Source organism: Leuconostoc rapi (assembly GCF_016908715.1).
Lineage (GTDB): Bacteria > Bacillota > Bacilli > Lactobacillales > Lactobacillaceae > Leuconostoc > Leuconostoc rapi.
On the sequence record NZ_JAFBEK010000005.1, the window covers coordinates 24045 to 49258 of the forward strand.

22 protein-coding genes and 2 tRNA genes are annotated in these 25214 nt (G+C 37.8%); 4 read left to right on the forward strand and 20 right to left on the reverse strand.

Annotated elements, in window-relative coordinates; genetic code table 11:
• Positions 1-128: 128 nt before the first annotated feature.
• Complete coding sequence (locus JOD28_RS05980) at positions 129-1331, forward strand: LCP family protein (RefSeq protein ID WP_204769927.1); 1203 nt, start codon at positions 129-131, stop codon at positions 1329-1331.
• A gap of 50 nt (positions 1332-1381) precedes the next feature.
• Here JOD28_RS05980 and trpS read toward each other — a convergent pair whose 3' ends face one another.
• Positions 1382-2398 carry a tryptophan--tRNA ligase gene (gene trpS / locus JOD28_RS05985; protein WP_204769928.1) on the reverse strand — a complete coding sequence of 339 codons (1017 nt, stop codon included), beginning with the start codon at positions 2396-2398 and terminating at the stop codon, positions 1382-1384.
• A 158-nt stretch (positions 2399-2556) separates the two neighbouring features.
• Here trpS and JOD28_RS05990 point away from each other — a divergent pair, with 158 nt between their 5' ends.
• Positions 2557-3552 carry a ketopantoate reductase family protein gene (locus JOD28_RS05990; protein WP_204769929.1) on the forward strand — a complete coding sequence of 332 codons (996 nt, stop codon included), beginning with the start codon at positions 2557-2559 and terminating at the stop codon, positions 3550-3552.
• Between the two features lie 50 nt (positions 3553-3602).
• Here JOD28_RS05990 and JOD28_RS05995 read toward each other — a convergent pair whose 3' ends face one another.
• The 12 genes from JOD28_RS05995 to JOD28_RS06050 all read right to left on the reverse strand — a co-directional run bounded on the left by JOD28_RS05995 (position 3603) and on the right by JOD28_RS06050 (position 18972).
• Positions 3603-4535 (reverse strand): DUF1810 family protein, encoded by a 933-nt coding sequence (locus tag JOD28_RS05995; protein ID WP_204769930.1) that lies wholly within the window; start codon positions 4533-4535, stop codon positions 3603-3605.
• Between the two features lie 119 nt (positions 4536-4654).
• Complete coding sequence (locus tag JOD28_RS06000) at positions 4655-5647, reverse strand: nucleoid-associated protein (protein ID WP_204770013.1); 993 nt, start codon at positions 5645-5647, stop codon at positions 4655-4657.
• A 49-nt stretch (positions 5648-5696) separates the two neighbouring features.
• A complete protein-coding gene (locus JOD28_RS06005) occupies positions 5697-6416 on the reverse strand; it encodes a response regulator (RefSeq protein WP_204769931.1) in 720 nt (239 codons plus the stop codon).
• Between the two features lie 13 nt (positions 6417-6429).
• On the reverse strand, positions 6430-8013 hold the full coding sequence (locus JOD28_RS06010; protein WP_204769932.1) for an ATP-binding protein: 1584 nt from the start codon (positions 8011-8013) through the stop codon (positions 6430-6432).
• Positions 8014-8093: 80 nt separating this feature from the next.
• On the reverse strand, positions 8094-9104 hold the full coding sequence (locus tag JOD28_RS06015; protein WP_204769933.1) for an NAD(P)-dependent oxidoreductase: 1011 nt from the start codon (positions 9102-9104) through the stop codon (positions 8094-8096).
• Positions 9105-9117: 13 nt separating this feature from the next.
• On the reverse strand, positions 9118-10182 hold the full coding sequence (locus JOD28_RS06020; RefSeq protein WP_204769934.1) for an AEC family transporter: 1065 nt from the start codon (positions 10180-10182) through the stop codon (positions 9118-9120).
• Positions 10183-10454: 272 nt separating this feature from the next.
• Positions 10455-11132 (reverse strand): beta-phosphoglucomutase, encoded by a 678-nt coding sequence (gene pgmB, locus JOD28_RS06025; RefSeq protein WP_204769935.1) that lies wholly within the window; start codon positions 11130-11132, stop codon positions 10455-10457.
• A complete protein-coding gene (locus tag JOD28_RS06030) occupies positions 11125-13497 on the reverse strand; it encodes a glycoside hydrolase family 65 protein (RefSeq protein WP_204769936.1) in 2373 nt (790 codons plus the stop codon). Before JOD28_RS06030 ends, pgmB begins: the two co-directional genes overlap by 8 nt.
• 26 nt (positions 13498-13523) lie before the next feature.
• Positions 13524-15578 carry a PTS sugar transporter subunit IIABC gene (locus tag JOD28_RS06035; protein WP_204769937.1) on the reverse strand — a complete coding sequence of 685 codons (2055 nt, stop codon included), beginning with the start codon at positions 15576-15578 and terminating at the stop codon, positions 13524-13526.
• 66 nt (positions 15579-15644) lie between these two features.
• A complete protein-coding gene (treR, locus tag JOD28_RS06040) occupies positions 15645-16346 on the reverse strand; it encodes a trehalose operon repressor (RefSeq protein ID WP_204769938.1) in 702 nt (233 codons plus the stop codon).
• Positions 16347-16575: 229 nt separating this feature from the next.
• Positions 16576-18702 carry an AAA family ATPase gene (locus JOD28_RS06045; RefSeq protein WP_204769939.1) on the reverse strand — a complete coding sequence of 709 codons (2127 nt, stop codon included), beginning with the start codon at positions 18700-18702 and terminating at the stop codon, positions 16576-16578.
• A 36-nt stretch (positions 18703-18738) separates the two neighbouring features.
• Complete coding sequence (locus JOD28_RS06050; protein WP_204770014.1) at positions 18739-18972, reverse strand: transcriptional regulator; 234 nt, start codon at positions 18970-18972, stop codon at positions 18739-18741.
• Positions 18973-19241: 269 nt separating this feature from the next.
• Between JOD28_RS06050 and rlmD the strand changes: the two genes are divergently transcribed.
• Positions 19242-20741 carry a 23S rRNA (uracil(1939)-C(5))-methyltransferase RlmD gene (gene rlmD, locus JOD28_RS06055; RefSeq protein WP_204769940.1) on the forward strand — a complete coding sequence of 500 codons (1500 nt, stop codon included), beginning with the start codon at positions 19242-19244 and terminating at the stop codon, positions 20739-20741.
• A 42-nt stretch (positions 20742-20783) separates the two neighbouring features.
• Here rlmD and JOD28_RS06060 read toward each other — a convergent pair whose 3' ends face one another.
• From JOD28_RS06060 to mutY, 7 genes are all read right to left on the reverse strand, one after another.
• Positions 20784-21632 (reverse strand): hypothetical protein, encoded by an 849-nt coding sequence (locus tag JOD28_RS06060; RefSeq protein WP_204769941.1) that lies wholly within the window; start codon positions 21630-21632, stop codon positions 20784-20786.
• Positions 21610-21966, reverse strand: coding sequence for a PadR family transcriptional regulator (locus tag JOD28_RS06065; protein WP_204769942.1), 357 nt, complete (start codon positions 21964-21966; stop codon positions 21610-21612). The genes JOD28_RS06060 and JOD28_RS06065 overlap by 23 nt, the downstream gene beginning before the upstream one ends.
• A 124-nt stretch (positions 21967-22090) precedes the next feature.
• Positions 22091-22163: transfer RNA gene (locus JOD28_RS06070), tRNA-Thr, on the reverse strand.
• A 63-nt stretch (positions 22164-22226) separates the two neighbouring features.
• A tRNA-Leu gene (locus tag JOD28_RS06075) sits at positions 22227-22308 on the reverse strand.
• 44 nt (positions 22309-22352) lie between these two features.
• Positions 22353-22745: a hypothetical protein gene (locus JOD28_RS06080; RefSeq protein WP_204769943.1), complete on the reverse strand. Its 393-nt coding sequence runs from the start codon at positions 22743-22745 to the stop codon at positions 22353-22355.
• Between the two features lie 41 nt (positions 22746-22786).
• Positions 22787-23899, reverse strand: a complete 1113-nt coding sequence (locus JOD28_RS06085) for an AI-2E family transporter (RefSeq protein WP_204769944.1) — start codon at positions 23897-23899, stop codon at positions 22787-22789.
• Positions 23899-24921 carry an A/G-specific adenine glycosylase gene (mutY, locus tag JOD28_RS06090; protein ID WP_204769945.1) on the reverse strand — a complete coding sequence of 341 codons (1023 nt, stop codon included), beginning with the start codon at positions 24919-24921 and terminating at the stop codon, positions 23899-23901. The genes JOD28_RS06085 and mutY overlap by 1 nt, the downstream gene beginning before the upstream one ends.
• Positions 24922-25047: 126 nt before the next feature.
• Here mutY and JOD28_RS06095 point away from each other — a divergent pair, with 126 nt between their 5' ends.
• Positions 25048-25191 carry a hypothetical protein gene (locus JOD28_RS06095; RefSeq protein WP_013103050.1) on the forward strand — a complete coding sequence of 48 codons (144 nt, stop codon included), beginning with the start codon at positions 25048-25050 and terminating at the stop codon, positions 25189-25191.
• Positions 25192-25214 lie beyond the last annotated feature (23 nt).

A 25214-nucleotide genomic window follows, 5' to 3' on the forward strand; every position in this document is an offset into this window, starting at 1 on the left:
TTTAATGTTGTCTTTATCTCTATCAGGTATATTATAAATAATTGATTTTTATTTGACAAATACACGCTAATTTTGAGTTTTGTCTGCTTGTCATCGCAACACAACTAAACATCAGGAGAGCTGCCCTAATGGCTTCTAAACCAGATTCACGTTCAAAACGTTATCAGAATCCCAATCATAAATTACGTAACACCATCCTGCTTTTAATTGCCACGATCTTAATTATCGTTAGCTTTTTTGTTTGGCGTACTATCCATAATACTAAAGGTGTCATTGATAGATCCTATGCAGGTGCTGGTCTAACAAAGTCACGTAATGTGTCTAATATTATTAAAAGCGGTCGTCCAATTTCTGTTTTATTATACGGTACAGATACCGGCGAGTTAGGACGGACATATCGTGGACGGACAGATTCGATGATGTTGCTCCTAATTAACCCGAAAACCGAGAAAACAACCATGATTTCGCTACCACGTGACGCCATGGTCTCAATTGTTGGGTATGAAGATACTTTCCCTCAAAAACTCAATGCAGCATATGCTTATGGTTCAACAGCTACTTCTATCAAGACAGTTGAAGCTTTCCTAAACATTCCCGTTGACTATTACGCTTTAGTCAATATGGGCGGTTTAGCGAATATGGTAGATCAAGTTGGTGGTATTTCAGTTGATTCACCAATTGATTTCACCTATAGCCAAGAAACAGCACATGATTATGGGCCTAACCTCTACCGATTCCACAAGAATAGTAATAAATATGAACATTCTGATGATAACGGTGAAACATGGTCTGCGTCTAAAACACGAATGAACGGCGATGCAGCTTTAGCCTTTTCACGCATGCGTTATGATGATCCTGATGGCGATTACGGTCGTCAAAAACGACAACGCGTCGTGCTAGAAGGACTGATTAAAAAATCAGCAAGTGTTTCTACCTTATTAAATGAAAAGTTCATGTCTACAATTTCAAAGAATGTTCGCACAGATCTGACCTTTGGTGATATGACAACGATGGCCAGCAAATATATTAATGCCAAAAATGACATTGTTACAGAACATTTGCAAGGTGTTGGTACAAGCTATCCCGATGCTGAAGGTAATAATGTGTCTTACGAAGTTATTCCACAAAAAGAGAAACAACGCACAACAAATTTGGCACGAAAGGCTTTGGGATTAAAACCTGGCAAAACTGGGTTACCTTATGGTGGTAAGATTCCAACTGCACTTTCAACGGTAGCAACGTCACTGCGTCCTGTTGGTGATAATGGTACCAGCACAACAACAGATGATACTGATGATGGCACAACGATCGATCCAACAACCGGTGATTAACACAAAAATAGGTAGACACATCTCTGTGTCTACCTATTTTTAATAAGTATTTATCCAAAATAATCAATGCCCATTGCATGACGAACATCTTTCATAGTCGCCTCGGCAACTAAATTAGCTTGCCTTGAACCTTCTTCTAACATACGTAACACTGCAGGTATATCTTGCGCATATGTTTCACGTCGTTGGCGGATAGGTGCCATTTCTGCTTCCATCACGTCAATTAGATGTTTTTTAAGCTTCATATCTCCTAATCCACCTGCTGTATAATGATCTTTCAAGTCTTGTACACGTTGTTTATCAGGATCAAAAATATCTAAATAAGTGAAAACAACGTTGCCATCCACATGTCCTGGATCAGTGATGTTAATGTGCAATGGATCCGTGTACATTGATTTAATCTTTTTGGCCATCGTATCTGTATCATCTGAAATATAAATGCCATTACCAAGCGATTTAGACATCTTAGCATTACCATCAATACCTGGTAAACGCCCTTGCCCCTTTGGTGGGAAAACGCCAACCGGTTCAACTAAAACATCTGATTGATAGGCATGATTAAACGAACGTACTAACTCACGCGCTTGTTCTAACATTGGCTCTTGATCATCGCCTACTGGTACCTTGGTAGCACGAAAAATAGCAATATCAGCCGCCTGTGAGACGGGATAAGTTAAAAATCCAGCTGGGATACCCTCATTAAACCCTTTTTGTGAAATTTCGGATTTCACAGTAGGATTACGCTGCAAACGCGCAACGGAAACTAAATTCATAAAGTATTCCGTTAATTCAAACAAACCCTTAATTTGTGATTGCACAAATATTGTGGTTTTTTCAGGATCAATACCGACAGCCAAATAATCTAATGCAACTTCCGTTAATGACTGGCGAATTTTTTCTGGATTGCGCGCATTATCAGTGAAAGCTTGCGTATCAGCTATCATAACAAACGGTGAAAACTCGCCAGAATTTTGCATTCTGACACGATTTTTTAATGACCCGATATAATGACCAATATGTAATTTCCCTGTTGGACGATCACCTGTTAAGTAAATTTCTTTAGACATATTAAACTTCCTTTATTCACAACGTTTAAACGACACTATGGTTATTATTATACGGTAAATTAATGCGGGTGCCTAGTTAAAAAAATTAGATTACGGTTGACATAAAATGTGAATTAGATTAGAATAATAACATTAATAATCAAAAGGAGAATACACATATGAAGTATGCAATAGTTGGCGCAGGAGCGATGGGGTTGCGGTATGGTATTTTACTCCAAGAAAATGCTGGTGTCGTTGTTGATTTTATTGAACCAACACAAGCCAGCCTAGATAAAATTATTTCTCAAGGCAATAAAGTTTGGAAATCACGTGATCACAAGGAGCGACACCAAATAAAAATTAATATTTTCTCACCAGAATCATATGATGGTTCTCCAGATGTCTGGGTTTTCTTCATGAAACAAATGCAATTACAGGATACACTTGACCGCTTAGCGCCTAAGTTCAAAAATGGACAGACGGCTTTAGGCGCTATGAATGGTATGGGACACATCGAAAAGCTGCAAAAATATTTTGATGATGACCATATTATTGGTGGCACAGCAATGATTGCTACTGTTTTAAATGATTTTGGTGATGTTGATTTTATGGGTGACGAGGGCGCTGGTTCCTCTGTCTATGCGAATCTAACTGAAAAGCCTTCTGCAACTATGGATGCCTTACAAGCTGATTTTAAAGCAGCACACTTAAACCCCAGCTATACTGAAAACTTTATGGGTACTTTACTAACAAAAGTCTTTTTCAATGCAGTAGAAAATTCAATTGCAACCATGTTCCAATCACGAATGGGACAATTAATGGCTTATGATGGCTTTTTAGAAGGTATCGCTCGTCCACTGATTAACGAAGCATTTGATGCAGCTGAGGCAGCTGGTATCACGTTAATTGAATCACGCGATGATATGGTTGCCCAAGTAGACTATGTTTCAAACGTTGCTAACCCATTACATTTTCCTTCTATGTATCAGGACTTTGTTAAAGGACGCCCAACAGAAGTAGATTATATCAATGGCTGGATCGCGAATTTGGCAGATACGCATGGTACAAAGGCACCAAACCATCATTTGGTTACAAACTTTGTTCATCTCGCTGAATCAATGCGTAAATTCACACCACCGGTTAATAAATTAGCACCAGACTATACCGGTGCATGACCTATTCTTAAAAAGACGCAAAGCCTTTATTAACCAAAGCTTTGCGTCTTTTATTGTAGTAATTGAAGTGTCTCAACATGCTGCTGTCCATTAAAATATTTGTCCAGTGCATTTTGATACAATTTTGTATTGGTAACCTGTCCAAACAAGGTCAAACTTGCTTGAAATTTCACAGCATCAATGTCACCAAATAAGGCAATTGGGTCATCTCCCGGTAAAGACAATGTTGTTGCCACGATTTCCTCTAAACGAGCCCTTAAGATGTCATCATCTAAATATTCATGTGCTTCATGTAGTCCTTTAATGCCATAATAAATTGCACGCTCACTACGTCCTAAAGCACGTAATTGTGGGAACACAAACCACATCCAGTGTGTCAACTTTTTACCATTTGACAGTTCTTTTAAAGCATCTTGATAATTATTAACACCAATGATTTCTCCATTTTGTGCATCCAAGAAACGTTGAATTTCACGATCAATCGTCAAAACTTGTGCGTCCCCAGTTTTTTTGTACGCACAATATAACCGATAGGTTGCTTGCCCTGAAAAAGTGAGATGCATATGGTCAATTGTTTTTGGTGAAACCCATTTTTTTGCATCAATTTCCGTTACGTCGATTTTGCTGGTTTCGTCATCCCACTGGTCTAGTAAAAAGATATTACTGTACAGCTTAGCCATGTCACCATTAGGATACTGGGCTTTATAATTTTTACCAGAAATCGTACCAATGAGTTTCAAATCATCAGCATCAGCATGCACACCTGCTTCTTCTAACACTTCACGTGCTGCATTTTCTTGCCATGACATTTCCGGTTCCACATAACCGCCAGGAAAGGCCCAACCTTGAAAATCGCGATTAAAAATCATCAATAATTCGCCTTTTTCATTTTCAATCAAAACATCTGTTGTTGGCATCACTAACTCAAAGTCATGCCCAACTAATTCACGAATTTTAGCAACATAGGAATCTTTGTATGGCATATTTTCATCATGATCAACATTTAAAAGCAGTAAACATTGATACTGTCCTTTCGTATTTATTTCATTATACCAATAAATAACACATTTCAGTTCTAGATCACACCACCAATTCAAAAAAATCAACTCGTGAACTTATTTAAAATCGTTTCAATGTCTTTAATCACTAGCGACGTTGTCCCATTGGCATTGTTAACAAATTCAACCTTCGTACGATCTTGATATATGGCCATTGGAATAGAAATTTCAATACCTGAATCGAGTTTAAATTTTTGAACGCGGTACTTTTTTTCGTATTTCGCAACATTTTCAACTGCTATTGCTTTATGCCCCAATTTATCAGCAATTTTTTCCTGGTATAGCACCTTGGCTGAGGTATTGTCTGAAAAGACTTTTTCAGCAATCACATCAGCATCAATACTACCGGCCTCTAATGCATCATAGATGGCTGACTGAGTTAAAGCCAGTGTCTCATGTTCTGGCATACTATCGTATTTTTCAGTGACGCTTTTAACCGTACGTTTAATCACTTGAATATTTTCCTTCAAAGAAACTTCCGGTATAATGTTTAAAAACTTTTCTGAAAAATAAGCTACACGCTGACCATCAATGAGATGTTTTTTCTCCAATAGATGATAGCGATTCGTCTCTGTATTCACTAAAATCGCTTCATCAACATTTTGCGTTGCAGCAGGTAGTACTGTTTGATTCAAAACCAAATTATTCACCATTTGATCGGCAACATATGCCACAGTATGTGCGTATCGTGGTGAATAATTTAATTTGATCAAACCAAAAATTGGGCCATCATCTGTTATGGCTCTGAAACTTAATAAATCACCTGACTGAATTGCATCACTACCCGCAATAATATCAAATAACTTGGTAGCTAGTTGTGTGGTCATCTCTGGGAAATTTTGATTTGAAATCATCCTTTGTAAATATGTTTCAGAAGCTAATGTACCAGTTTTAACATCACCATGATATATTTTGTTTACTAATTTTTCAATATAATCATGAACGCCGACATTTTCAACTGACATTTCACCCTGAGAAGCAATTAAGTTACCTGTATTTGTATCAAGAATGTGTAAGATAGCTTGTTGAATAATCATCATAGATCCCTTTAAATTTAATGATTTTATTATATCATGGTCTGTCCGTTCAAATTGTTAAACGCCGTAATGCCTCATATTTTAAAGGGTTGATTTTATAACATGATAAAGGTCGTCCAACATCCAGATACGTTACTTTAACAGTTAAAAACGCATTTTCTACTAAATAATCTAGATATTTTTTAGTTGTCACACGTGATAACTTGACCTGCTGAGAAAGTGTTTGATTCGAAAAAGTCTTTGAAAAAGAAAATATTGTTGCGATAATCAACTTCAAAGTTAATTCGGAAATGCCCTTTGGTAAGTCCATAGCTAACGGTTCAATTTTTGCTTCACCTTGAAAATATTGATTAACGTCTCGCTGAGATAGCTTTTCTTTGCGTAAGGCAATTTCTTCTAAAACTAAAAATTTTTGTATGGCTTGATTGAAGCGCTGCATTTGGAATGGTTTAATCAAATAATCGATCACACCATTTGTCATTGCTTGCCTGAAAGTTTCACGATCATCTGCAGCTGTAATCATAATTGTCGCAACTGAAATATGCTTGTTTCGTAGTTCAGTCAAAAACGTTGTGCCTTTACCATCAGGTAAATAGACATCTATCAATAATAAGTCTATCGTTGACAAATCAACACGCTCTTGCACCTCTTCTAGACGTCCAACTATTGTAACAGGGGCAAATAGTGCATGTGCTGTCTGATTTAAAAATTGGCTGATAATCTCTGCAACCATTGGGTCGTCTTCAATTATTAAAACGCTGTAAGTCATTTCACTAGGCTCCTCATATCTCTAATGGGTATTCTATATAAATTTTTGTACCTTTATTTGGCGCCGAGTTAATATCAATAAATCCTTGGTGCGCCATTATAATATCATTGATTGTAGCCAAACCATAGCCACGATGTGCCCCTTTTGTTGAAAAACCAGCGCTCAAAATGAGATTGTACTGTTCAACTGGCACCCCTAACCCACTATCTATAATTTCTATAAGCAATGCCCGGCCAGCTTCATCGTATTGTATGAATAAATCAATTGCCTTTGTGTTTTGACGTGCAACAGCATCAACAGCGTTGTCAATAAGATTGCCGAAAATTTTAATAATATTTGTTATCTCTCTGCCTGAAATAGCTAACTCAGGCATACTAGATGTTTCCCGCAAGATTAAACTAACCTCATGTTCTTTGGCATAATTAATCTTACCAATTAGAAAACCAGCAATCACTGGTATTTTAATATGCGACGTCACATAGCCAACGTTTTGATGATAATCATTGGTTAATTGTGGGATAAGTTCGGTCACTTCATGGTATTTTTTTAATTCTATTAAACCAGAAATAGCTTGTAATTTATTCATGAACTCATGCGTCTGTGCCCTCAGCGCTTGAGCATACTGTTTAGTACCATCCAATTCTTCAACAATTTCTTTCAAATCAGTAATATCGCGAAACAAAACCAGTGCACCGATTTCAGGATATGTCAGTTTGGCAGCAGAACACAGATATTCTCGTGCATTAAACACGACTCTATTCGTATTATTGTCACTTGAGATGACCGTAAAAAATGTTTGATAAATTTCTGCCACTAATTTATCGCCAACATGCCCTACATTTGGAAGTAATTTATTAGCCATGCTGTTTTTAGCAATTATTGTATGATCATCATCAATGACTAATAACCCTTCCATCATACTATCTTCAATGGTGCTTTTTTCAACTAGTTTTTTGGCGATAACATGAGGTTCCATATTTAATAGTACCTTTTTCAATCGCTTAGCTAATAGTATTGATCCGACTATACCAATTAATAGTCCGATAATAAGTCCCATTAAAATTGGACGTCGTGCTGTTTTGATTGACTGAGCTATCGTATTCTCGGTCAATCCTACACTGACTAAACCTATAATATCGTGTGTATTACTATATACTGGCACAAAATAACGGTAACCTAACCCTAGTATGCCGACTTTTTTTGAAAAATGGGCCTGACCTAATAATGTCGGTGCAGCATCTCGAGGTGAACTAAATTTTTTTCCAATTTCCTTTGCATTAGGATGAGATAATCGAACAAGTTTTCTATCTAATACCACAACGAAATCAATGTTTTCCGTCTGTGTCAGACGCTGCGCATAGTTTTGAACAGCAAGTCTATCCGCTTTATTTGCATCTGAAGACAAGCTGTTGACAACCGTCGAATCGTTAGCAGCCATTTGTGCAATATTTTTTAACCGTAAATTAATAATCTGCCGCTCATTACGTTCAATCACTTGTTGTAACAATATACCCGTTGTACCTAACGAAATAACAGTAGCTAAAAGAACAATAGCAATAATAATAACCTGTAATGGTACATTTTTAATTCTATGCATACTAAACCTTTCAACATCTATCCTATACCGTTGAATATAGCATAAAAAAGATCCAGGTGCCCTGAATCCTTGAGTAATGTCTACGACTGTGTCAGTGCCACTTCATTAAGTGTCGTGCCTTTGATAAGCATGTCATTGAAATTTTGATAACTAATATTAATCATATCTGTTAGCGCTTCTTCCGTGTATGAGCCAATATGTGGTGTTAATAGTACCTTAGGATATAGGTCAAGTAATTCAGTCACTTCTTTATCCTTTAAAATATGATTCTTATCAAACCGATGGCCAAATATTTCTTTTTCACGTAAGACAACATCAGCCCCAAATCCACCTAACTGCTCATTCTTGATAGCTTGAATAATTGCTGATTGATCTGTTATTTCTGCTCGGGACGTGTTAATTAAAATTGCCCCTTTCTTCATTTTATTAATTAATTTTTCATCAAAGAAATGGTCATTTTTGTTTGGAAAATGAGGAACATGTAAACTAACAATATCAGATATTTCTAGGAGTTCATCTTGTGATACAAACGTCAACACTTCTTTTGCAGCATCGGACTGGAAAATATCATATCCGACAATTTTAGCCCCAAGACCCTGATATAATTTTGCTTCTGCTAATCCTATTTTTCCTGTGCCAATAATGCCAATTGTTAAATCATGAATTTCTCTACTAAATAAATCAGTCTCGATTTTAAAGTCAGCCAACGCTGCACGTGATGTTGCAATTGCCGTGCGGCGTACTAAAGTAATCCCCAAATTCATTGCTAAATCAGCGACAGCATAGGGTGAATATGAGGGTACGCGTGCCACTGTAATTCCTAGTTCTGATGCTGCCTCCAGATCAATATGATCATATCCAACAGTTCGTGTGAATACGTATTTAATCCCCCATTTTTTTAATTGGCGTAATACTGGCTCCGAGCCATCATTATTAGCACGCAATAAAATGCCGTCAGAACCCTTTGCAGTCTCAATATTTGATTGTGTCAAGTTTTCAGGAATCAAGTTTAAATCATAATCGAAAATATTGAGTTTGTGAAAGTAATTAACTTCGTTTTCTCGAACACCATAGGCTGTTATTTTAAACATGTTATCCTCCAAATTATTTAAATAAACCAGTATGTGCAATAATCGTTAGTACAACAATCCAAACAGGTGTCATGACTACCGCAGCTAACGTTGCAAGTAATGATGTGTTTGATGCCAATAGCGCCTCACGATCAAAACTAATAGCATACGACACCGCAACGGTCGCTGGTGGCGTGGCCATCATAATCACAATAACTGCTAGAGCCGTCTGATCGACTGGCAAAATATGTGTTATCGACAATAAGGTTAGCAAAATAATATTAATAACTGGTACAACAATAATTTTAATAAAAGTATAGTACCATGATGTTTTATCGGAAAATGCCTTACCAAATGATATTGATCCCAAAGTTGATCCAATTGCTAACCAAGCTAAAGGCGAGGCTAGACCTGATAAATAAGTTAATGGTTTCATTAACCATAATGCTGTCAAATCAATACGATAAAAAGCAACATTTTGCGTTTTCCCAGCTAAATCTATCACACTAACTGTCGGTACGACCCCTTGAATAAGCCATAATAGTAAACCAAAAAATGTGGCAATAACGATTGGATTGAGAAACATTTTCTTAATGTTCGCAAGTTCCATTTTCAACCCAGACATTTTGATATAAGCATATGAATAAAGAAATATCCGATAACCTATGTTAAAAATCGAACCATACAGAATACCCTTAGCGCCCCATACTGCACCAACAATAGGTAATCCAAAAAATGTTGTTGATCCAAAGATAGACAAGACTTTCAAAGTCATCTGCCTGTCGCCTTGTGTTTTATACATAGCAAAGAAAGGATTCATGATAAAAATTAAAACCACATACATCACAATGCCCCAAATTAAAACATTCGTACTTTGACCTAGTGTTTGAGCATCAATTGGTTGCATAAACGACGTAAATGCTAATGCTGGTAATGCCACACTTAACACAACTTTGGTCAATGTTTTAGCAAAGGCATCTGTGAAAACACCTCTTTTTCGCATACCATACCCAATTAAAATAATAAATACTGTTGATGTGATCGCACTCACAATATTTACATTTGTAAATGTCTTCTCCAACGCATTCCAAAAGTCCATTTCAAAGCCTCCAATAAATTTCTTATACTTTTCAATGACTATGATAGCTTAATTTTGTGAACTAATTAACAAAAAGAAACTAAAGTAATTTATGTAACTTATGTAAACCGTTAAATAAATTCTTAACGTTAAGTTAACTGATATGATAACACTCCGTAACTACTGATATATCAAGCTATTTTAATGATCATCAATTTTTTTAAACGAAAACAGCACGAGACGTTTTGATTAAAACGTCTCGTGCTGTGCTTGTTTTTAATGATAATTATTGATCAATCACTACCTAATGTCGTAGCTATCATCTTAAGAGAAATATCTGCTGTGTCGTGCACCCATAATTGTGGATTAGCTGATTGCGTCGCTGCGCCAACGCCAAGTGCTGTTTGTCCAGCTGCTTTAATAGCTTGGACGCCGGCACTTGCGTCTTCAATACCAATAATTTGTTTGGGTTGTAGGTTCAAAAGTTCTCCAGCTTTAACAAATATTGCAGGATCTGGTTTACCCCGTGATACTGTTGATGGATCAACAATACCAACAAAATAATTTGTAATCCCTAGCTTTTTAAGTATCTGAGGGGCATTTTTCGAAGCACTTGCAATACTTGCAAGATAACCACCAGCTTTAATTTCCTCTAAAAATGCAGTCATACCTGGTAAAATGTCATCTGGTGTAATGCTTTGTATGAGTGCAACATAGTGCGTGTTTTTTTTCGTAGCAAACGCAACTTTTTCATCATCACTGAACTGATCTTGCTTGCCACCTGCAGTTAGAATCATATTTAAAGAATCCATCCGCCCAATACCTTTTAGTTGACTGCCTAACGTATCAGACCATTCAACCCCTAGTTCCGTTGCTAAATCATGCCACGCTTGTTCATGAAATTTTGCTGTATCAGTAATAACACCATCCAAATCAAAAGTAAATCCTTTAATATCTGAAAATTTAACCATGATAAACAACCTTTCTAGTTTCATTCGCCTTGACAGCAACTACTTCACCATAAATATTGATCTCAATAGGTTGATCACTCGTAATCGAGATTATTTGGGGTGTGATGTTAATCTTCAAATGCACGCCGCGATAAAGTTGTGAAAATCGTAATGCTGACCATTGCTTTGGCAAACGAGGATTTAATTGGAATCGATCATGTCGCATATCTACACCGGCGTAATCATTTTGAATAACTGATAATGTTTCACCCATCACGCCCATATGCACACCTTCCGCTGTTGTGCCACCTTGTATGTCATCATAGTCGGATCGAATAGCATCTGTTAAAAACTTATAAGCATCATCTTCAAATACCGTTTCGCCCAATCGCGCAAGTTCGAGATAAATACCAGCAAATACTGGTCGGGAAGTTGTTGAACCATGAGTCGTTCGTTTCAAATAATAAGCTGTGTTTCTGGCTAACCATTGATCAGGTAACACATAGCCCAACTGTTCAACTAATTGACGTGTATGTGTCGCACCCAAATTGTAGATTAACATCAAAAAGTCAGCCTGTTTGATAACTTGATAATCATCCGGTGACTTCCCTTCAGATTTCAATAAACGATCAATACGGTGAATATCACCATACTTTGCCTCATAAACTGAGAAGTCAAGTTGTGATAACTTAAAGAATCCTTCATATTGCTCAACAACACCATCCTTATTGATAGATAATTTTAAGTGGTGTCGTAATTGAACTGCTTTTTCTTGCTCTTTACTCGTAAAACCAGCTGTTTGTGCGACTTTTTCAAAATCAATGTCTGACTGATGTGATAGTTCATCAATATAATTTAACAACCAAACAACCATCAAATTTGTATAGGCATTATTTTTCAAACCACCGACATGCGCACCAGGCGCTGCCTCATGGAACTCATTTGGTCCCATCACACCGGCAATTGTATAGCGTCCATCTATTAATTCTGCCTTATTTATCCAGAAACGGGCAATTTGGATTAACATCTCTAATCCGTGATGATCGAGATGGTCTAATTGACCTGATATTCTTTGATATACCCACATATTATACGCAATTGCCAAAGAAACATGGCGCTGTAGTCGTGAATTATCGGGAATCCACGTGTTGTCAACAGTATTCAGGTGGATTAATTGGCTTTGTTCATCCCCATACATCCCCGACTGCCAGGGGTACATTGCACCTATCTCATTTTCAGAAACAGCATTACGTTTAGCTGCTAACAAACGATTTGTACGATACTTTAGGATTGCGCGCGCAACACGAGGTTCATTCGCCGAATAATAAGGCATGGCAAATATTTCATCCCAGAAAATATGACCACGATATCCCTCACCCGTTAGCCCACGAGATCCCACTGACACGTCTAAAAGAGGATTAGCATGAGGATTGGCCAGCTGATTTAGATGGAAGATATTCATACGAATGAGTTGTTGCATAGCATCATCACCAGTAATCTCAATATCTTTTGTTAACCACAATTGATGCCAATAGTCTTGACTATTTTTTTGAACATCTTCGAAAGTTGTTTGGTTAATTTCGTTTTTAACAAACGCGACAAGATCTGTTTTAGTTTCAAGTGTACTTGCAACAGCCATGACCCGATGAATTGTTATCGTATGATTCGCTCGCCCAGATGCGTTATAATAATCTGCAACCGTTGTTTCTGTGGACAACACATGTTTGTCAATCACGTTATCCCCACTTGATTGAGAAGCTAAAGCAACTGTTACACCAGTCGTTCGCGTTTGAACTGTCATCACATGATCAGTTACGGCTTTAACTATAAATTCTTTCGAATCAAAATCACGATAACGAGCAACATTTTTGTTTTCAATTTGACCATCAACTTCTGCTGCAATCGTTAAATTAACATCATAGCTCGGTGTTACTTTAAATTCTAATGCTAAACGATGCCAAGCAATTGGATCCACTACTTTAGTTGTTTCGATATCAATGTAGTGTGATGGCTCATTATCTACAACAACGCGATACCGGTCTACCAATTCACCACTATTGAAATTAAGATATCGATTCAAAGATATTATTGTCTCGTTATTAATTATTAATGGTTTGCCATCAACTTTAATACGCATCAATTGCACATTTGGCAAGTTAACTAAATCTTCATTAATAACCGAACGACCAGCAACTGGTGTCGACGTTTGGTTGAAAACACCCGCTGCATACAATCCTGGATAATCGTCATCTCCGTATGTGCTTGTCACTAATGAGCCTCGCCATCCCAGATAACCATTTCCTAAACTCAATAAGCTTTCACGACCATAATTTTTCACACCATTGACGATGTCATGATAAGATAATAACCAATTTTGTTCTGTCATGTTTCCTCCTTAAAACGTTAGTCGTTTTATTTACCTACCGCGTCTTTAAAGGCATTCTTCTTCTCAACTGACTTAATTTCGTTTGTATCTGAATCTTTAAAGCCGAAGAAGTAGACCATTGCAAATGAAACAACAATTGTTGCTGCTGAAGCAAGCCAGAATATCAACATATTATTTGCAATACCTTCTTGACCTTTTGGCACAGCAAATGACGGGAAACCAATCAATGAACCGGTGAAACCGTACATATTCAAATTAAACAAACCGGCAATTAAACCACCAACCGCGCCACCAATATTCGCCATCCAGAACACACGACCATATTTTAAATTAATACCATACATAGCAGGTTCAGTAATACCTGCCATTGCCGAAAGGAATCCTGCACCAGCAAGACCTTTAAGTGATGGAATTTTAGTTTTAGCCCAAACAGCCAATGCACCAGCACCTTGCGCGATCATTGTAAAGTTAACAATAGCATTCAATGTCGAATGACCAGTTTGCGCGATTTCGTTGGCAATCAGTGGGACAACCATCCAATGCAATCCAAAGATAACTAAGGCTTGATACAAACCACCAATGATCAAGCCGGACAAAGGATAGTTCAGATGCAGCAACCAATTCACAATAGTAGAGATACCTTGAGAGGTCAACGTAATGGCTGGGCCTACAATAATCAAAACGACCGACCCAACGATAAACAAGGTCAACAAAGGTTGAAAAATTGAACGTAGTACCAAAGGTATCTTCTTTTTAAGCCAATTACCTACTGGGCGTGCTAACCACGCTGCAAAGATAATTGGAAAAATTGAATAGGCATAACTTGGGATATTGATTGGTAATCCGAAGAAACTGGCATTTAAACTAACACCAAATAGTGAACCTAAAGTTTTCACAGGTTGCACAATCTGATTATCAACAACATGCGGATTTGTTAAATTAATAAATTCGGGTTTAATCAAAAACGCACCAATTGCCGCAACAACGAACGGATCACTTTTAAGCTGCTGCGCCGCCGAGAAGCCAACTAAAATCGGCAAGAAATAAAACGGTGCCATAGCCATTGATTGTAAAATCGTAAACGTACTTGAGGCTGGATCAATAAAATAAATAGCAGAAAACGATGCCTTGTTAGACACTAAACTCAAGAACCCATTTAACATACCACCGGCAGCCAACAAACCGATAATTGGCATCATCGCACCAGTAATCGTACCAATAATTGCTTGGAACGCATGCACGAATGGATTTTTAGAGCTATTGTTGGCTGCCGCTGTTTCAGCAATGGCCTCATGAGTTGCTTCATTATCAACGACACTGTCGCCTAACTGCGCAACCACTTCATCATAAACATCAGCCACAGCGGGGCCAATAACCACTTGATATTGCCCTAAAGATTCAGCATAATTAACTCCTGCTACCCCAGTTAACTTTTCGAGAGCTGACTTATCGGCAGCTGTATGATCTTTTAAATAAAAACGTAATCTTGTGATGCAATGGATCACCTTATCCACATTTTGTCCGCCACCAACACCTGCAATAATATCAGTTGCTAGATTCGCATATTGATTAGCTGACCCCTTGGTAGACTTTTTATCGGTGCTCCCTGTAATTTTTGGGGATGCTTTAACTGTCGCAACAGCAACGGTTTCACCCGTGGTGACGATTCGATAGTTGTTAATTTCTAGTTTTGCTAATTTTTCAGCTGTATTCGTAATTACAACAATAGTTGTTGTCGACAAGTTGGCCGCGCTAATTTGTTTTAAATCAACCGTACCTACCTGATTGCCAGCCGTTACATGATCACCTAGTTTAATTGTCCAAGAAAACGGCTTACCCGCAAGGCTTACAGTCTCAAGACCAACATGTGTTAAGACCTCTAGACCATCTGATGTCCGCAAACCAAATGCATGTCCCTGTAAGGCAATTACTTCACCTGTCACTGGTGCCAAAATACGGTGCCCAGTAGGCTTTATTCCAAAACCCTCACCCATTGTTTTTTTACTAAAAATCGGATCCTTAACCTCTGTTAGCGGTATAAGTTGACCAGCAAGAGGCGCCAAAATTTTTATATTTGTCATTTCTCTTCTCCTATGAACGCCTAACGTAATATCTGCGTGATAGCATTAACTTGAATCGCATTCAAATCAATGCCTTCTAGAAAATTCAACACTTTTAAAACGGTCGGCACGGTGCCTTGACTCTGTAAATGAAATGATTCTGCCATCATTTAAAAATGTTTCTGAACGAATAACCACAACTGCCATGGGTTCCTTCACTAGCATGAGCTGTTTATCAATAGCATTAGCAGCTTCAATTGTGATCGTTTTTTTGGCATAACTAATCACTAGACCTAGCTGTTGCTCAAATAATTCAAATAAAGACAATGAAGTTGATAAGCTTTTAATTTCTGGCACAACTGCTTTTAACACATAATCACGATCAACAATAACAGGCTCGTTATCAACATTACGCACACGAATAATTTCTGTTGCTGGTAGTTCTGTATCTTCGCCATAATCAAAATATGTCGGTACATTTTTGTCTGAAATTGAAATTAATTGCGTCCGTTCATCCAATTTTAACCGTGCTGCTAACTCACGATAACTTTCAACATGAGATATCGGAAAAGAATAACGGTTTTGATTAATAACAAACGTCCCACGTCCCTTGATACGTATGACGTAGCCCTCATCCACTAACATTGCCACGGCTTTTCGCGACGTCTCGCGAGCAACGTGGTAACGATTCATCAGTGCAAAATCGCTGGGTAATTTGGCATTATCAGGATACTTCCCATCATTAATGTCCTTGAGTAGTTCATCATGAATTGTCTGATATTTGTTCATCACTGGGCCTCCTTTACCGATGTCTACAAGTTAAATATAACATCATTTGTAAGCGCTTACAATAATGCGAACAGCTATTTTAAGGGTTATGTATAGACAAGCTTGAATACAAGCAATGATGGTAAGCTTTGTCGTCTAGACAAGATTTTTTGACTTTTAACTGTTTCTCCCGATTAAAGCACATAAAAACCCAGTTAACCTTGATACGGCTAACTGGGTTTCTTCAATATTATTGCTGCACAATAGCTGAGATAACAACCTTGCCATCAATTAAATCTGCACTAAGTTGTTTTTCGCCTGGATTATCTAGATAAAAATCAGTCACTTGATCACGAATTTGCTGTTCAATCACACGACGTAATGGTCGTGCACCGAGTGCTTCATCATAACCAGACTCAATGAGATGATTTTTAACAGCATCAGAAACCTGCAACGTCAATGATTTCTTAGCTAATGTTTGGTTGACATCTGCTAACATCAAATCCACAATTTGCTTCAAATCATCTTTACTCAAGGCGGAGAATTCAATCACACCATTGAACCGGTTTAAGAATTCAGGACGGAAATAAGGAGCCAAACGGTCCATCAACTCTCCGTCACTCTTATCTGAGAACCCGGCATTTGATGTCGCAATAATCACAGTATTTTTGAAGTTAACCACGTTTCCTTGACCATCAGTCAATCGTCCATCATCCATGACCTGCAAGAGCAACGTCAAAACCTGTGGGTTAGCTTTTTCAATCTCATCCAATAACACAATTGAATAGGGATTTCGGCGTACTTTTTCTGTCAGTGTATTGCTGTTGTCATCATAGCCGACATATCCAGCTGTCGTTCCTATTAACTTTGAAACTGCCGTTAAATCCGCATATTCTGACATATCTAACCGTACAATATTTTCTTTACTACCAAACATATCTAATGCTAACTGCTTAGCAAGTTCTGTCTTACCCACACCTGTTGGTCCGACAAATAAGAAACTACCAATTGGCCGATTCCCTTCGTCAAAACCAGCACGGTTACGACGAATCGCACGGGCGACCATATTAACTGCCTCGTCTTGACCGATTACCTTGCCAGCTAACCGCGCCCCAATCGTCTTCAAACGTTCAATATCTGAAGCACCCATTTGTGACACGGGGATGCCCGTCAATCGCTCCACAGACTCAGCGACATCATTGGCAGTTGCCACAACTTTAGTCGCCTCATCTGCCCCTGAAATTTTCTGTTCTAGTTCGGCAATTGCATTCTTATACTTTAGTGCTGCTTCAAAATCTTCCTCAGCAACAGCCTTTTCTTGCTTTGCTTTTGTATCACTGAGTTGCTTCTCTAAGCTAACCTTGTCAGTGACTGGATTTTTAGCACTTAAATGTGCTGCTGTCATATCTAACAAGTCAATTGCTTTATCTGGTAATGAGCGCTGCGGAATGTACTGAACAGCATAATCAACCGCGGCTTTTAAAACATTTTCAGGTAATGAAACATGATGATGCTTTTCATATAGGGCAGCTATACCCTTTAAAATTTGTAAAGTATCTTGTGGTGATGGTGCATTGACGGTAACTTCGTTAAAACGACGTGCCAGCGCTGCGTTCTTCATAATCGTATTACGGTATTCATCTTGCGTCGTTGCACCAATGACTGAAATTTCACCTCGACTCAAAGCTGGCTTAATTATATCAGCCAACCCTTTACCACCATCTTCGCCACCGGTTGATCCAGCACCTAAAATTTGATGAATTTCATCAAAGAATAAGATCACATTACCAGCTGTCTTCACTTCTTTCATCAAATTTTGAATATTTTCTTCAAAAGCACCACGGAACTGTGTTCCTGCTTCCAAGCTAGAAATATCAATCGAATAAATCTCTTTATCTTTAATAGCAGCTGGTACATCCCCATTGACAATAGCTTGTGCAAGTCCCTCAACTACGGCTGTTTTACCAACACCAGCATCACCAACTAACACCGGATTATTCTTCGTACGACGTCCCAAAATTTCTGCCGTTTCCTGAATTTCCTTATTACGGCCAATGACTGGATCAAGAAGCCCGTCACGTGCTTCTTGTGTTAAATTACGACCTAATTTAGCAAGCATCCCTTCCTGCTTAACTTGACCTGGTTGTTGTGGTGCTACCATACGCCCGTTCCCGGCTGTTGGGGCCTGTTGTTGTTGACCGTTTGGTAACTGTCCACCTTGTCGATATTGCGCGAACTGTTCTGGTGTCACTTCTTGTCCATTAATTAAATAACGCCGGTTTTCAGAATTGTAACCATTCATATTACCCATCATATTGTTAAAAATATCATTCATATTTGATCCAAATGGATCATTAAAAAAATTATCGTTAGCCATTTAAAATTCTCCCTTTTATTTAATTGTCCTTAAAAATTAATCCTCATCAGAGTTAAAATATAACTTCTCAAGGTCGCGTAACACTTCCCACATCGCTTGATGTTGTGCTTTAGCCAGTGCATCAAGGTCTCGCATGTTTAAACTGGTTGCGTCTGATTGCGTCTTATTAAATGATTTATGGATTGTTGTATAACCATATCCAGAATCTTTCGCTACACGGTAAATTGTCAGCGAATTATCATCCAAATACGCCTTAATATCAAATCTCATCATTATCACTCCAGTTTAAAGTTTGTCCGCGCACACGATCGTGATTACGGTTAATAAAGTTGCTGCTTCTGATCATTTTTCCACATCTCCTTTACATCTATAATTATATCACATACGTGCTATAACACAAGTGTGAAACATTCATATATGTAAACTATTTTATATTTTTGGAGCTGTTATACTTAATAAGTAACAACGTCACCGCGGCATTGCAATGCAGAAAGGAATTGTATTTACTGTACTTCATAGGCTGTAAATACACTAAAATAATGACAGAAAATTTCAGCAAAAAACGCCTGTATCCACAAAAGGATCGTGCAACAACTGGTAAAAAAACCTACTATGGCAAACAATTTGACCCACGTAAACAAGGAAACAAACAAAAGAACAGCGAAGGTGTTGATGTTCGTGTTGGTCAAAACTTCCCTTTGACAATTAAACGTCTAGGCATTAACGGCGAAGGTATTGGCTACTTTAAACGTAAAATTGTCTTTGTCCCCGGTGCTTTGCCAGACGAAGTCGCCGTTGTTAAAGTAACTGAGGTGCAACCAAAATACATTGCTGCTAAAGTATTAAAAATTCGTGAAAAATCACCTAATCGTGTTAAACCATTAGATGAGTTTGCTGATGAAGTTGGTGGTTTTGAACTTGAACATATGACTTATGCTGCGCAATTAGCTTTTAAAAAAGATGTCCTTGTCCAATCATTGGAAAAGTTTCAACCAAAAGGTTGGTCTACTTATGATTTACGCAACACAATTGGTATGGAAAACCCTTACGAATATCGTAACAAAGCACAATTTCCTGTTCGAAAAATTGGTGACCAACTGCGGGTGGGTATGTATAAACGCAGCAGCCATGACCTGGTAGATTTACCTGTCGTTCATACACAAAATCCCGCAACTATGAAAGTACTTCGCACAATTCGTGAATTACTCGATAAACTATCCGTTTCTATCTATAATGAAGACAAGAATCGTGGCACAGTCAAAACAATTGTTGCACGTGTTTCACACACTACTGGTGACGTACAACTCACCTTTGTCACCAACACAGATGGTTTTCCAGGAGACACCGCACTGATTGCAGCCATTAATCAAGCTTTACCAGAAGTGACAGGTATTTTCCAAAACTTTAATCCTGGTCGTACTAGCCTAGTTTGGGGCGATGAAACAATTAAATTGTGGGGTAAAGATTACATCGAAGAAACCGTTATGGGTAAAACTTTCCAGTTGTCCCCACGTGCCTTCATGCAGTTAAACCACACGCAGATGTCTGTAGTCTACAAAGAGGCACTAAGTGCGCTTAATTTGACCCATGCTGATAAATTAGTCGATGCCTACGCTGGTGTTGGTACAATTGGGTTAAGTTTAGCTGATAAAGTTGGCGAAGTCCGCGGTATGGAGATTATTCCCGAAGCAGTTGATGATGCTAATATTAATGCTAAAATCAATCATATTGAAAATGCACATTACGAAATAGGCACAGCAGAAGAACTATTTCCAAAATGGCAATCAGAAGGTTGGTTAGCTGATGCACTGGTCGTTGATCCACCACGAACTGGATTAGATACTGCGTTACGTCGTGAAATTCTGCGTACGCAACCAGAAAAATTTGTTTATATTTCATGCAATGCTTCAACATTGGCCCGTGATTTAGTTGACTTAACGAAAGCATACAAAGTTGAGTATATTCAAAGTATTGATATGTTCCCACAAACAGCGCGCTGGGAAGGCGTTGTGAAGTTGACAAAACGTGATCATTCATAAAAAAAGCAGGCGCTACGTTTAAAAACGTAGCACCTGCTTTTTTTAATAACTTTGATCCTGCTTTTTAATTTTTTTCAGTGCTATAAAACTTAATAGGTAAAATAATAATAACAACACCATTATTATGCCAGCTATCAAGTATCGGCCATTTGTCGTATGCAGCAATAAATCATTTAATTCAGGCAGTCGTGTCACGATTCCCATAATGCCTGCACCGACTAAAAAGATGGCAAAGGGCCAAAGTAATGTTTTATCCTTTGCACGGAGGATAAAATATAGTCCACTTGTTAACGCTAATAAAATAACAGCGATGCCCAATCCACCATCCAACCGTAAACGCAATGGTGTTTTCAGAAATATATTCACCAAGTAAATTGGTGCAATAGCAACACTGGCTACTATCCAAATCACAAAATATCGTAAATATTTATTTTTTAATGTCGTATTGACTTGATATATTGCTCGTCCTGAATATTTAAAACCAATCAAAATGTCAATGTATAACAAAACTCCTGAAATTCCTAACATGCCCACATCCAGTGGCCTCTCTGCTATCATCAAGGATGGTAATAAGCAAATACAAATATACGTTAACAACATATATAGACCTACTCTAATAACTTCCCAGATACGACGTGGCATCTCAGATAATATTTCATCAGCAACTATTTTTGGGTTCTTACCCAAATAACTAGCTGCTGAAACACCTTCGTTTTGTGCCTCCAAAATATCCTGTAATATGCTTAATAGTTGTGTCTCTATTTTGTGTTCATCGCGTGCAAAACCTTCGATTCTGATATACAACAATAAGTTTTCATAAAACACTTTATTTTCTTTATTCAAATTTTCACGTAACAAGTTGTTCGCTTCAATTATTTCCTTGGTTTTCATTATGATTCCTTTCGTCAATCAAACGATTCACTGCATGTTCTAAAAATTGCCATTCATTAACAAATTCTCTTTTTGCCTGTATACCTTTATTTGTAATGAAATAGTATTTTCGATCCGGACCCTCTAATGACGACTTCATTTTCCCTTCAATTAAGCCACGTCTCTCCATCGTTGTCAGTAAAGGATAAATTGTCCCCTTTGGTATATCAGATAAATCATATTGATTGATTTGTTTACTAATACCATAACCATAGTCTGGTTTTTTTTCTAAAATAATTAACATTACACCTTGTAAAATTCCTTTAAGCATTTGACTAGAAGTATTTGATTTCATTTTTTCACCTTTTAGCTAGTGTGCTTAGCATATTAGCAGTATATAATAAACCCACTAGTTTGTAAAGCATAATAGATTAGTAAATAAAAAGTAGTGATACAGTGTATCACTACTTTTTACATCATGCCGACTAGCGGAATCGAACCGTTGACCCCCTCATTACTAGTGAGATGCTCTACCAACTGAGCTAAGTCGGCAACGCCAAGTACTCAGGTATGCCTAAATCATACCAGATACCCCAGAGAACAATCATCCTCTTATACGGGTGACAGGAATCGAACCTGCACGCCTTGCGGCACTGGAACCTAAATCCAGCGCGTCTGCCAGTTCCGCCACACCCGCATCTTTGTTGATTACGCAACTATATTAGTTTACTTGAAAAAAGTTCATACGTCAATAGCTAATTGAATATTTGTTTTAAGTTGATACTGACGTACTAATAAGTCAAGCATAATACCATTATAAACGAGTACCTGCCACATACCTGGTGTATACTTTTCACCACGAATAACTGCAGACATTAAAGCGCGCACAAGATCATAGTTATCTGATTCTTTGGCAATCTCTGCTACCTTTTCTTCTGGTATACCTTCACGGAAACCATATTGACGCAGTGTTCGATCAAAATAACGATCATATGCATCTGATTTAAAATAACTTTGGGCGAAAACTATAATATCAGTTGAATAGGCCGGGTAATGGCTACCATACCATCCGATCTCCTTGCCTTTGGCATCTTGTAAAATAGCAATATTTTTTTCAAAATCAAACGTCTTCATAATTTATAACCTCACTTAATAACTAGCATGTCATAAGGTCATTATAACACATCTTTACTTTTTGTTAGTGAAATCAATTCAAAGACAAACTTAATAATCACTCGGAATACAGCATAGACTGGGACAACTAAAATCATACCAACAATGCCCCACAAGTTTCCCGCTACCATTAACAAGATCATAATTGTTAATGGATGAATTGCTAATGATTTACCAATGACATTAGGGTAAATAAAGTTACCATCAAGTTGTTGAACTACAGTCATCACAATGAAAACAAATAAACATTGTTCCCATGATTGTGTACTAGCAACAAGTAAAGCCGGTATAACACCAATCCAAGGACCGATATAAGGCACAATATTCGTAATACCTGCCACAACCGCAAGCAACCAAGCATATGGTTGTCCAATAATAAAATACCCGATGGCCATTGTTACACCCACAAATAACATTTCAATGGCTTGCCCAGAAATATACCGCTCTATTGTGTTGTCCATTTTAGTTGTTAATTCAGTTATTTTATCCGCATGACGTTCTGGGAACATCTTTTTGATGGCTGGCACCAAACGTTCGCCATCACTTAGCATATAGAATAGAACAACAGGAATAGTCACTAAATTGATTGTCACCGAAGTCACTGTAGATACAATTGATCCTAAAGTGCCAGCTGTAATTGTCAAAAATGATGCTGCATATTTGCCAACAGCATCTCGTACTTGATCAACATTAATTGACAAGTTCAAATTGCCAAACCACTTACTATTAATCGTTTCTGTCGTAAATCGCTGCATATCTTGTGCAAACCCTGGCAGTGCAGTAATCAAATTTGTAATTTCGTGTACCAATGTTGGCACTAAACCAACTATGACACCAGCAATTACTGATAAAAAGAATAAAAAAGTAATAATAACTGCTGCTTGACGAGGAATTTGCCAACCATAAATTTTTATTTTTTGAACAAGCTTTAAAACAGGTTTTAAAACATAATAAAGAAATCCCGCTACCAATAGTGGCACAAATACTGTCGAGATAAATACTGAAATTGGTCGCATTAAAAAATCAAATCCGGATACAATCAAAATTAATAACGATAATGCAAGCAATTCAATTGTCCAAAAAAATAATTTTTTTAACTTCTGATTTAAAAACATTAATTTAACTCCCTTAGTGCTTTAAGCAACTTATGTTGAATTGTTGGCAACGACAACTTTTGCCAATCATCTAATGATAAATACGCTTGATTTTCTCTTGGTGTCAGTTCTTGTCGCACGAGCCAAATTTCCCAACGTCGATGTGTGAACACGTGAGTAATTGGTTTAATGTTAAGCTGCTGCCCATTAATCTCCTCAATACTATTGATTTCTACTAATGGGAAGGTCCAAAATCCTGCCAACAGCCCCTTGTCAGGCCGATGTTCAAATAATAATTCACCTTGTTTTTCAGAAACGATAGCCATATACTGTTGTTTCACAGGCTTTTTCTTTTTCGTTTTAACTGGATAAGACAATTCCACACCATCACGAAAAGCAGCGTTGAATGCCCGTACAGGCGAACCCTGACTATCAGGATTTTTCGCTGTCATATAACTTGATCCCAAGTCCATGATTGCTTGGTTAAAGTCACCAGGGCGTAGTGGGTCAACAATTGGTAAAATAGCATCATAAAAAACCTTGCGCGCTTTTGTATTAGCGATATCATCATCAATCTTAAGTAAGCGACTAAACACACGATAGGCATTACCATCAACTGCTGGGACAACCTCGCCAAAACTAATCGAAGCAATTGCAGCTGATGTATAAGGTCCAACCCCCGGTAACATCTGTAAATCGTCAGCGCTTTCTGGCCAATGGCCATGTAAATCATTAACGATATACTGAGCCGCCTTTTGTAAATTACGCGCACGTGAATAGTAGCCCAAGCCTTCCCAAAGTTTCAGAACTTGTTCCTCAGGTGCCTGCGCTAAATCTTTTACAGTTGGCAAAGCTGTCATGAAACGTTCATAATAAGGTAAAACCGTATCTACTTGTGTTTGTTGTAGCATAATCTCAGAAACGAGTACACGATAGGGCGCATGATTTAATCGCCAAGGTAAATTAGCGCGCCCTTCGTTATCATACCAATCAAGTAACGTTCGTTGAAAATCTTTAATTGTTTGTTCAGACCATATTTCCATATATCTATTGTACCCTAGTTTTCACGATTTTTAGAAACTCTTATGAAGTTTAAACCTTGATTTTTTGAGGTATATAACGTATAATAATATCTTGTATGTAAAACATTTGAAAAAGGAGTACCCATCATGGCATTAAAGAAGCCGCTTAATTCATTCGCCCGTGCTCGCAAGGTCGGACACAACTCAGCCAAGAAGCAACGTCAAACTGCTATCGCAAAGTTGCAACAATGGGCAAAAGGTAAAACAGAAGAATTACCTGTAACAAAGTAGTTTAATTTCTTTGGGCAAAAAAC

What these genes read in the sequence shown, in the direction of transcription:
- JOD28_RS05980 (WP_204769927.1), top strand. Translation starts at nt 129, where the DNA reads ATGGCTTCTAAACCAGATTCACGTTCAAAACGTTATCAGAATCCCAAT.
- trpS (WP_204769928.1), bottom strand. Translation starts at nt 2,398, where the DNA reads ATGTCTAAAGAAATTTACTTAACAGGTGATCGTCCAACAGGGAAATTA.
- JOD28_RS05990 (WP_204769929.1), top strand. Translation starts at nt 2,557, where the DNA reads ATGAAGTATGCAATAGTTGGCGCAGGAGCGATGGGGTTGCGGTATGGT.
- JOD28_RS05995 (WP_204769930.1), bottom strand. Translation starts at nt 4,535, where the DNA reads ATGCCATACAAAGATTCCTATGTTGCTAAAATTCGTGAATTAGTTGGG.
- JOD28_RS06000 (WP_204770013.1), bottom strand. Translation starts at nt 5,647, where the DNA reads ATGATTATTCAACAAGCTATCTTACACATTCTTGATACAAATACAGGT.
- JOD28_RS06005 (WP_204769931.1), bottom strand. Translation starts at nt 6,416, where the DNA reads ATGACTTACAGCGTTTTAATAATTGAAGACGACCCAATGGTTGCAGAG.
- JOD28_RS06010 (WP_204769932.1), bottom strand. Translation starts at nt 8,013, where the DNA reads ATGCATAGAATTAAAAATGTACCATTACAGGTTATTATTATTGCTATT.
- JOD28_RS06015 (WP_204769933.1), bottom strand. Translation starts at nt 9,104, where the DNA reads ATGTTTAAAATAACAGCCTATGGTGTTCGAGAAAACGAAGTTAATTAC.
- JOD28_RS06020 (WP_204769934.1), bottom strand. Translation starts at nt 10,182, where the DNA reads ATGGACTTTTGGAATGCGTTGGAGAAGACATTTACAAATGTAAATATT.
- pgmB (WP_204769935.1), bottom strand. Translation starts at nt 11,132, where the DNA reads ATGGTTAAATTTTCAGATATTAAAGGATTTACTTTTGATTTGGATGGT.
- JOD28_RS06030 (WP_204769936.1), bottom strand. Translation starts at nt 13,497, where the DNA reads ATGACAGAACAAAATTGGTTATTATCTTATCATGACATCGTCAATGGT.
- JOD28_RS06035 (WP_204769937.1), bottom strand. Translation starts at nt 15,578, where the DNA reads ATGACAAATATAAAAATTTTGGCGCCTCTTGCTGGTCAACTTATACCG.
- treR (WP_204769938.1), bottom strand. Translation starts at nt 16,346, where the DNA reads ATGAACAAATATCAGACAATTCATGATGAACTACTCAAGGACATTAAT.
- JOD28_RS06045 (WP_204769939.1), bottom strand. Translation starts at nt 18,702, where the DNA reads ATGGCTAACGATAATTTTTTTAATGATCCATTTGGATCAAATATGAAT.
- JOD28_RS06050 (WP_204770014.1), bottom strand. Translation starts at nt 18,972, where the DNA reads ATGAGATTTGATATTAAGGCGTATTTGGATGATAATTCGCTGACAATT.
- rlmD (WP_204769940.1), top strand. Translation starts at nt 19,242, where the DNA reads ATGACAGAAAATTTCAGCAAAAAACGCCTGTATCCACAAAAGGATCGT.
- JOD28_RS06060 (WP_204769941.1), bottom strand. Translation starts at nt 21,632, where the DNA reads ATGAAAACCAAGGAAATAATTGAAGCGAACAACTTGTTACGTGAAAAT.
- JOD28_RS06065 (WP_204769942.1), bottom strand. Translation starts at nt 21,966, where the DNA reads ATGAAATCAAATACTTCTAGTCAAATGCTTAAAGGAATTTTACAAGGT.
- JOD28_RS06080 (WP_204769943.1), bottom strand. Translation starts at nt 22,745, where the DNA reads ATGAAGACGTTTGATTTTGAAAAAAATATTGCTATTTTACAAGATGCC.
- JOD28_RS06085 (WP_204769944.1), bottom strand. Translation starts at nt 23,899, where the DNA reads ATGTTTTTAAATCAGAAGTTAAAAAAATTATTTTTTTGGACAATTGAA.
- mutY (WP_204769945.1), bottom strand. Translation starts at nt 24,921, where the DNA reads ATGGAAATATGGTCTGAACAAACAATTAAAGATTTTCAACGAACGTTA.
- JOD28_RS06095 (WP_013103050.1), top strand. Translation starts at nt 25,048, where the DNA reads ATGGCATTAAAGAAGCCGCTTAATTCATTCGCCCGTGCTCGCAAGGTC.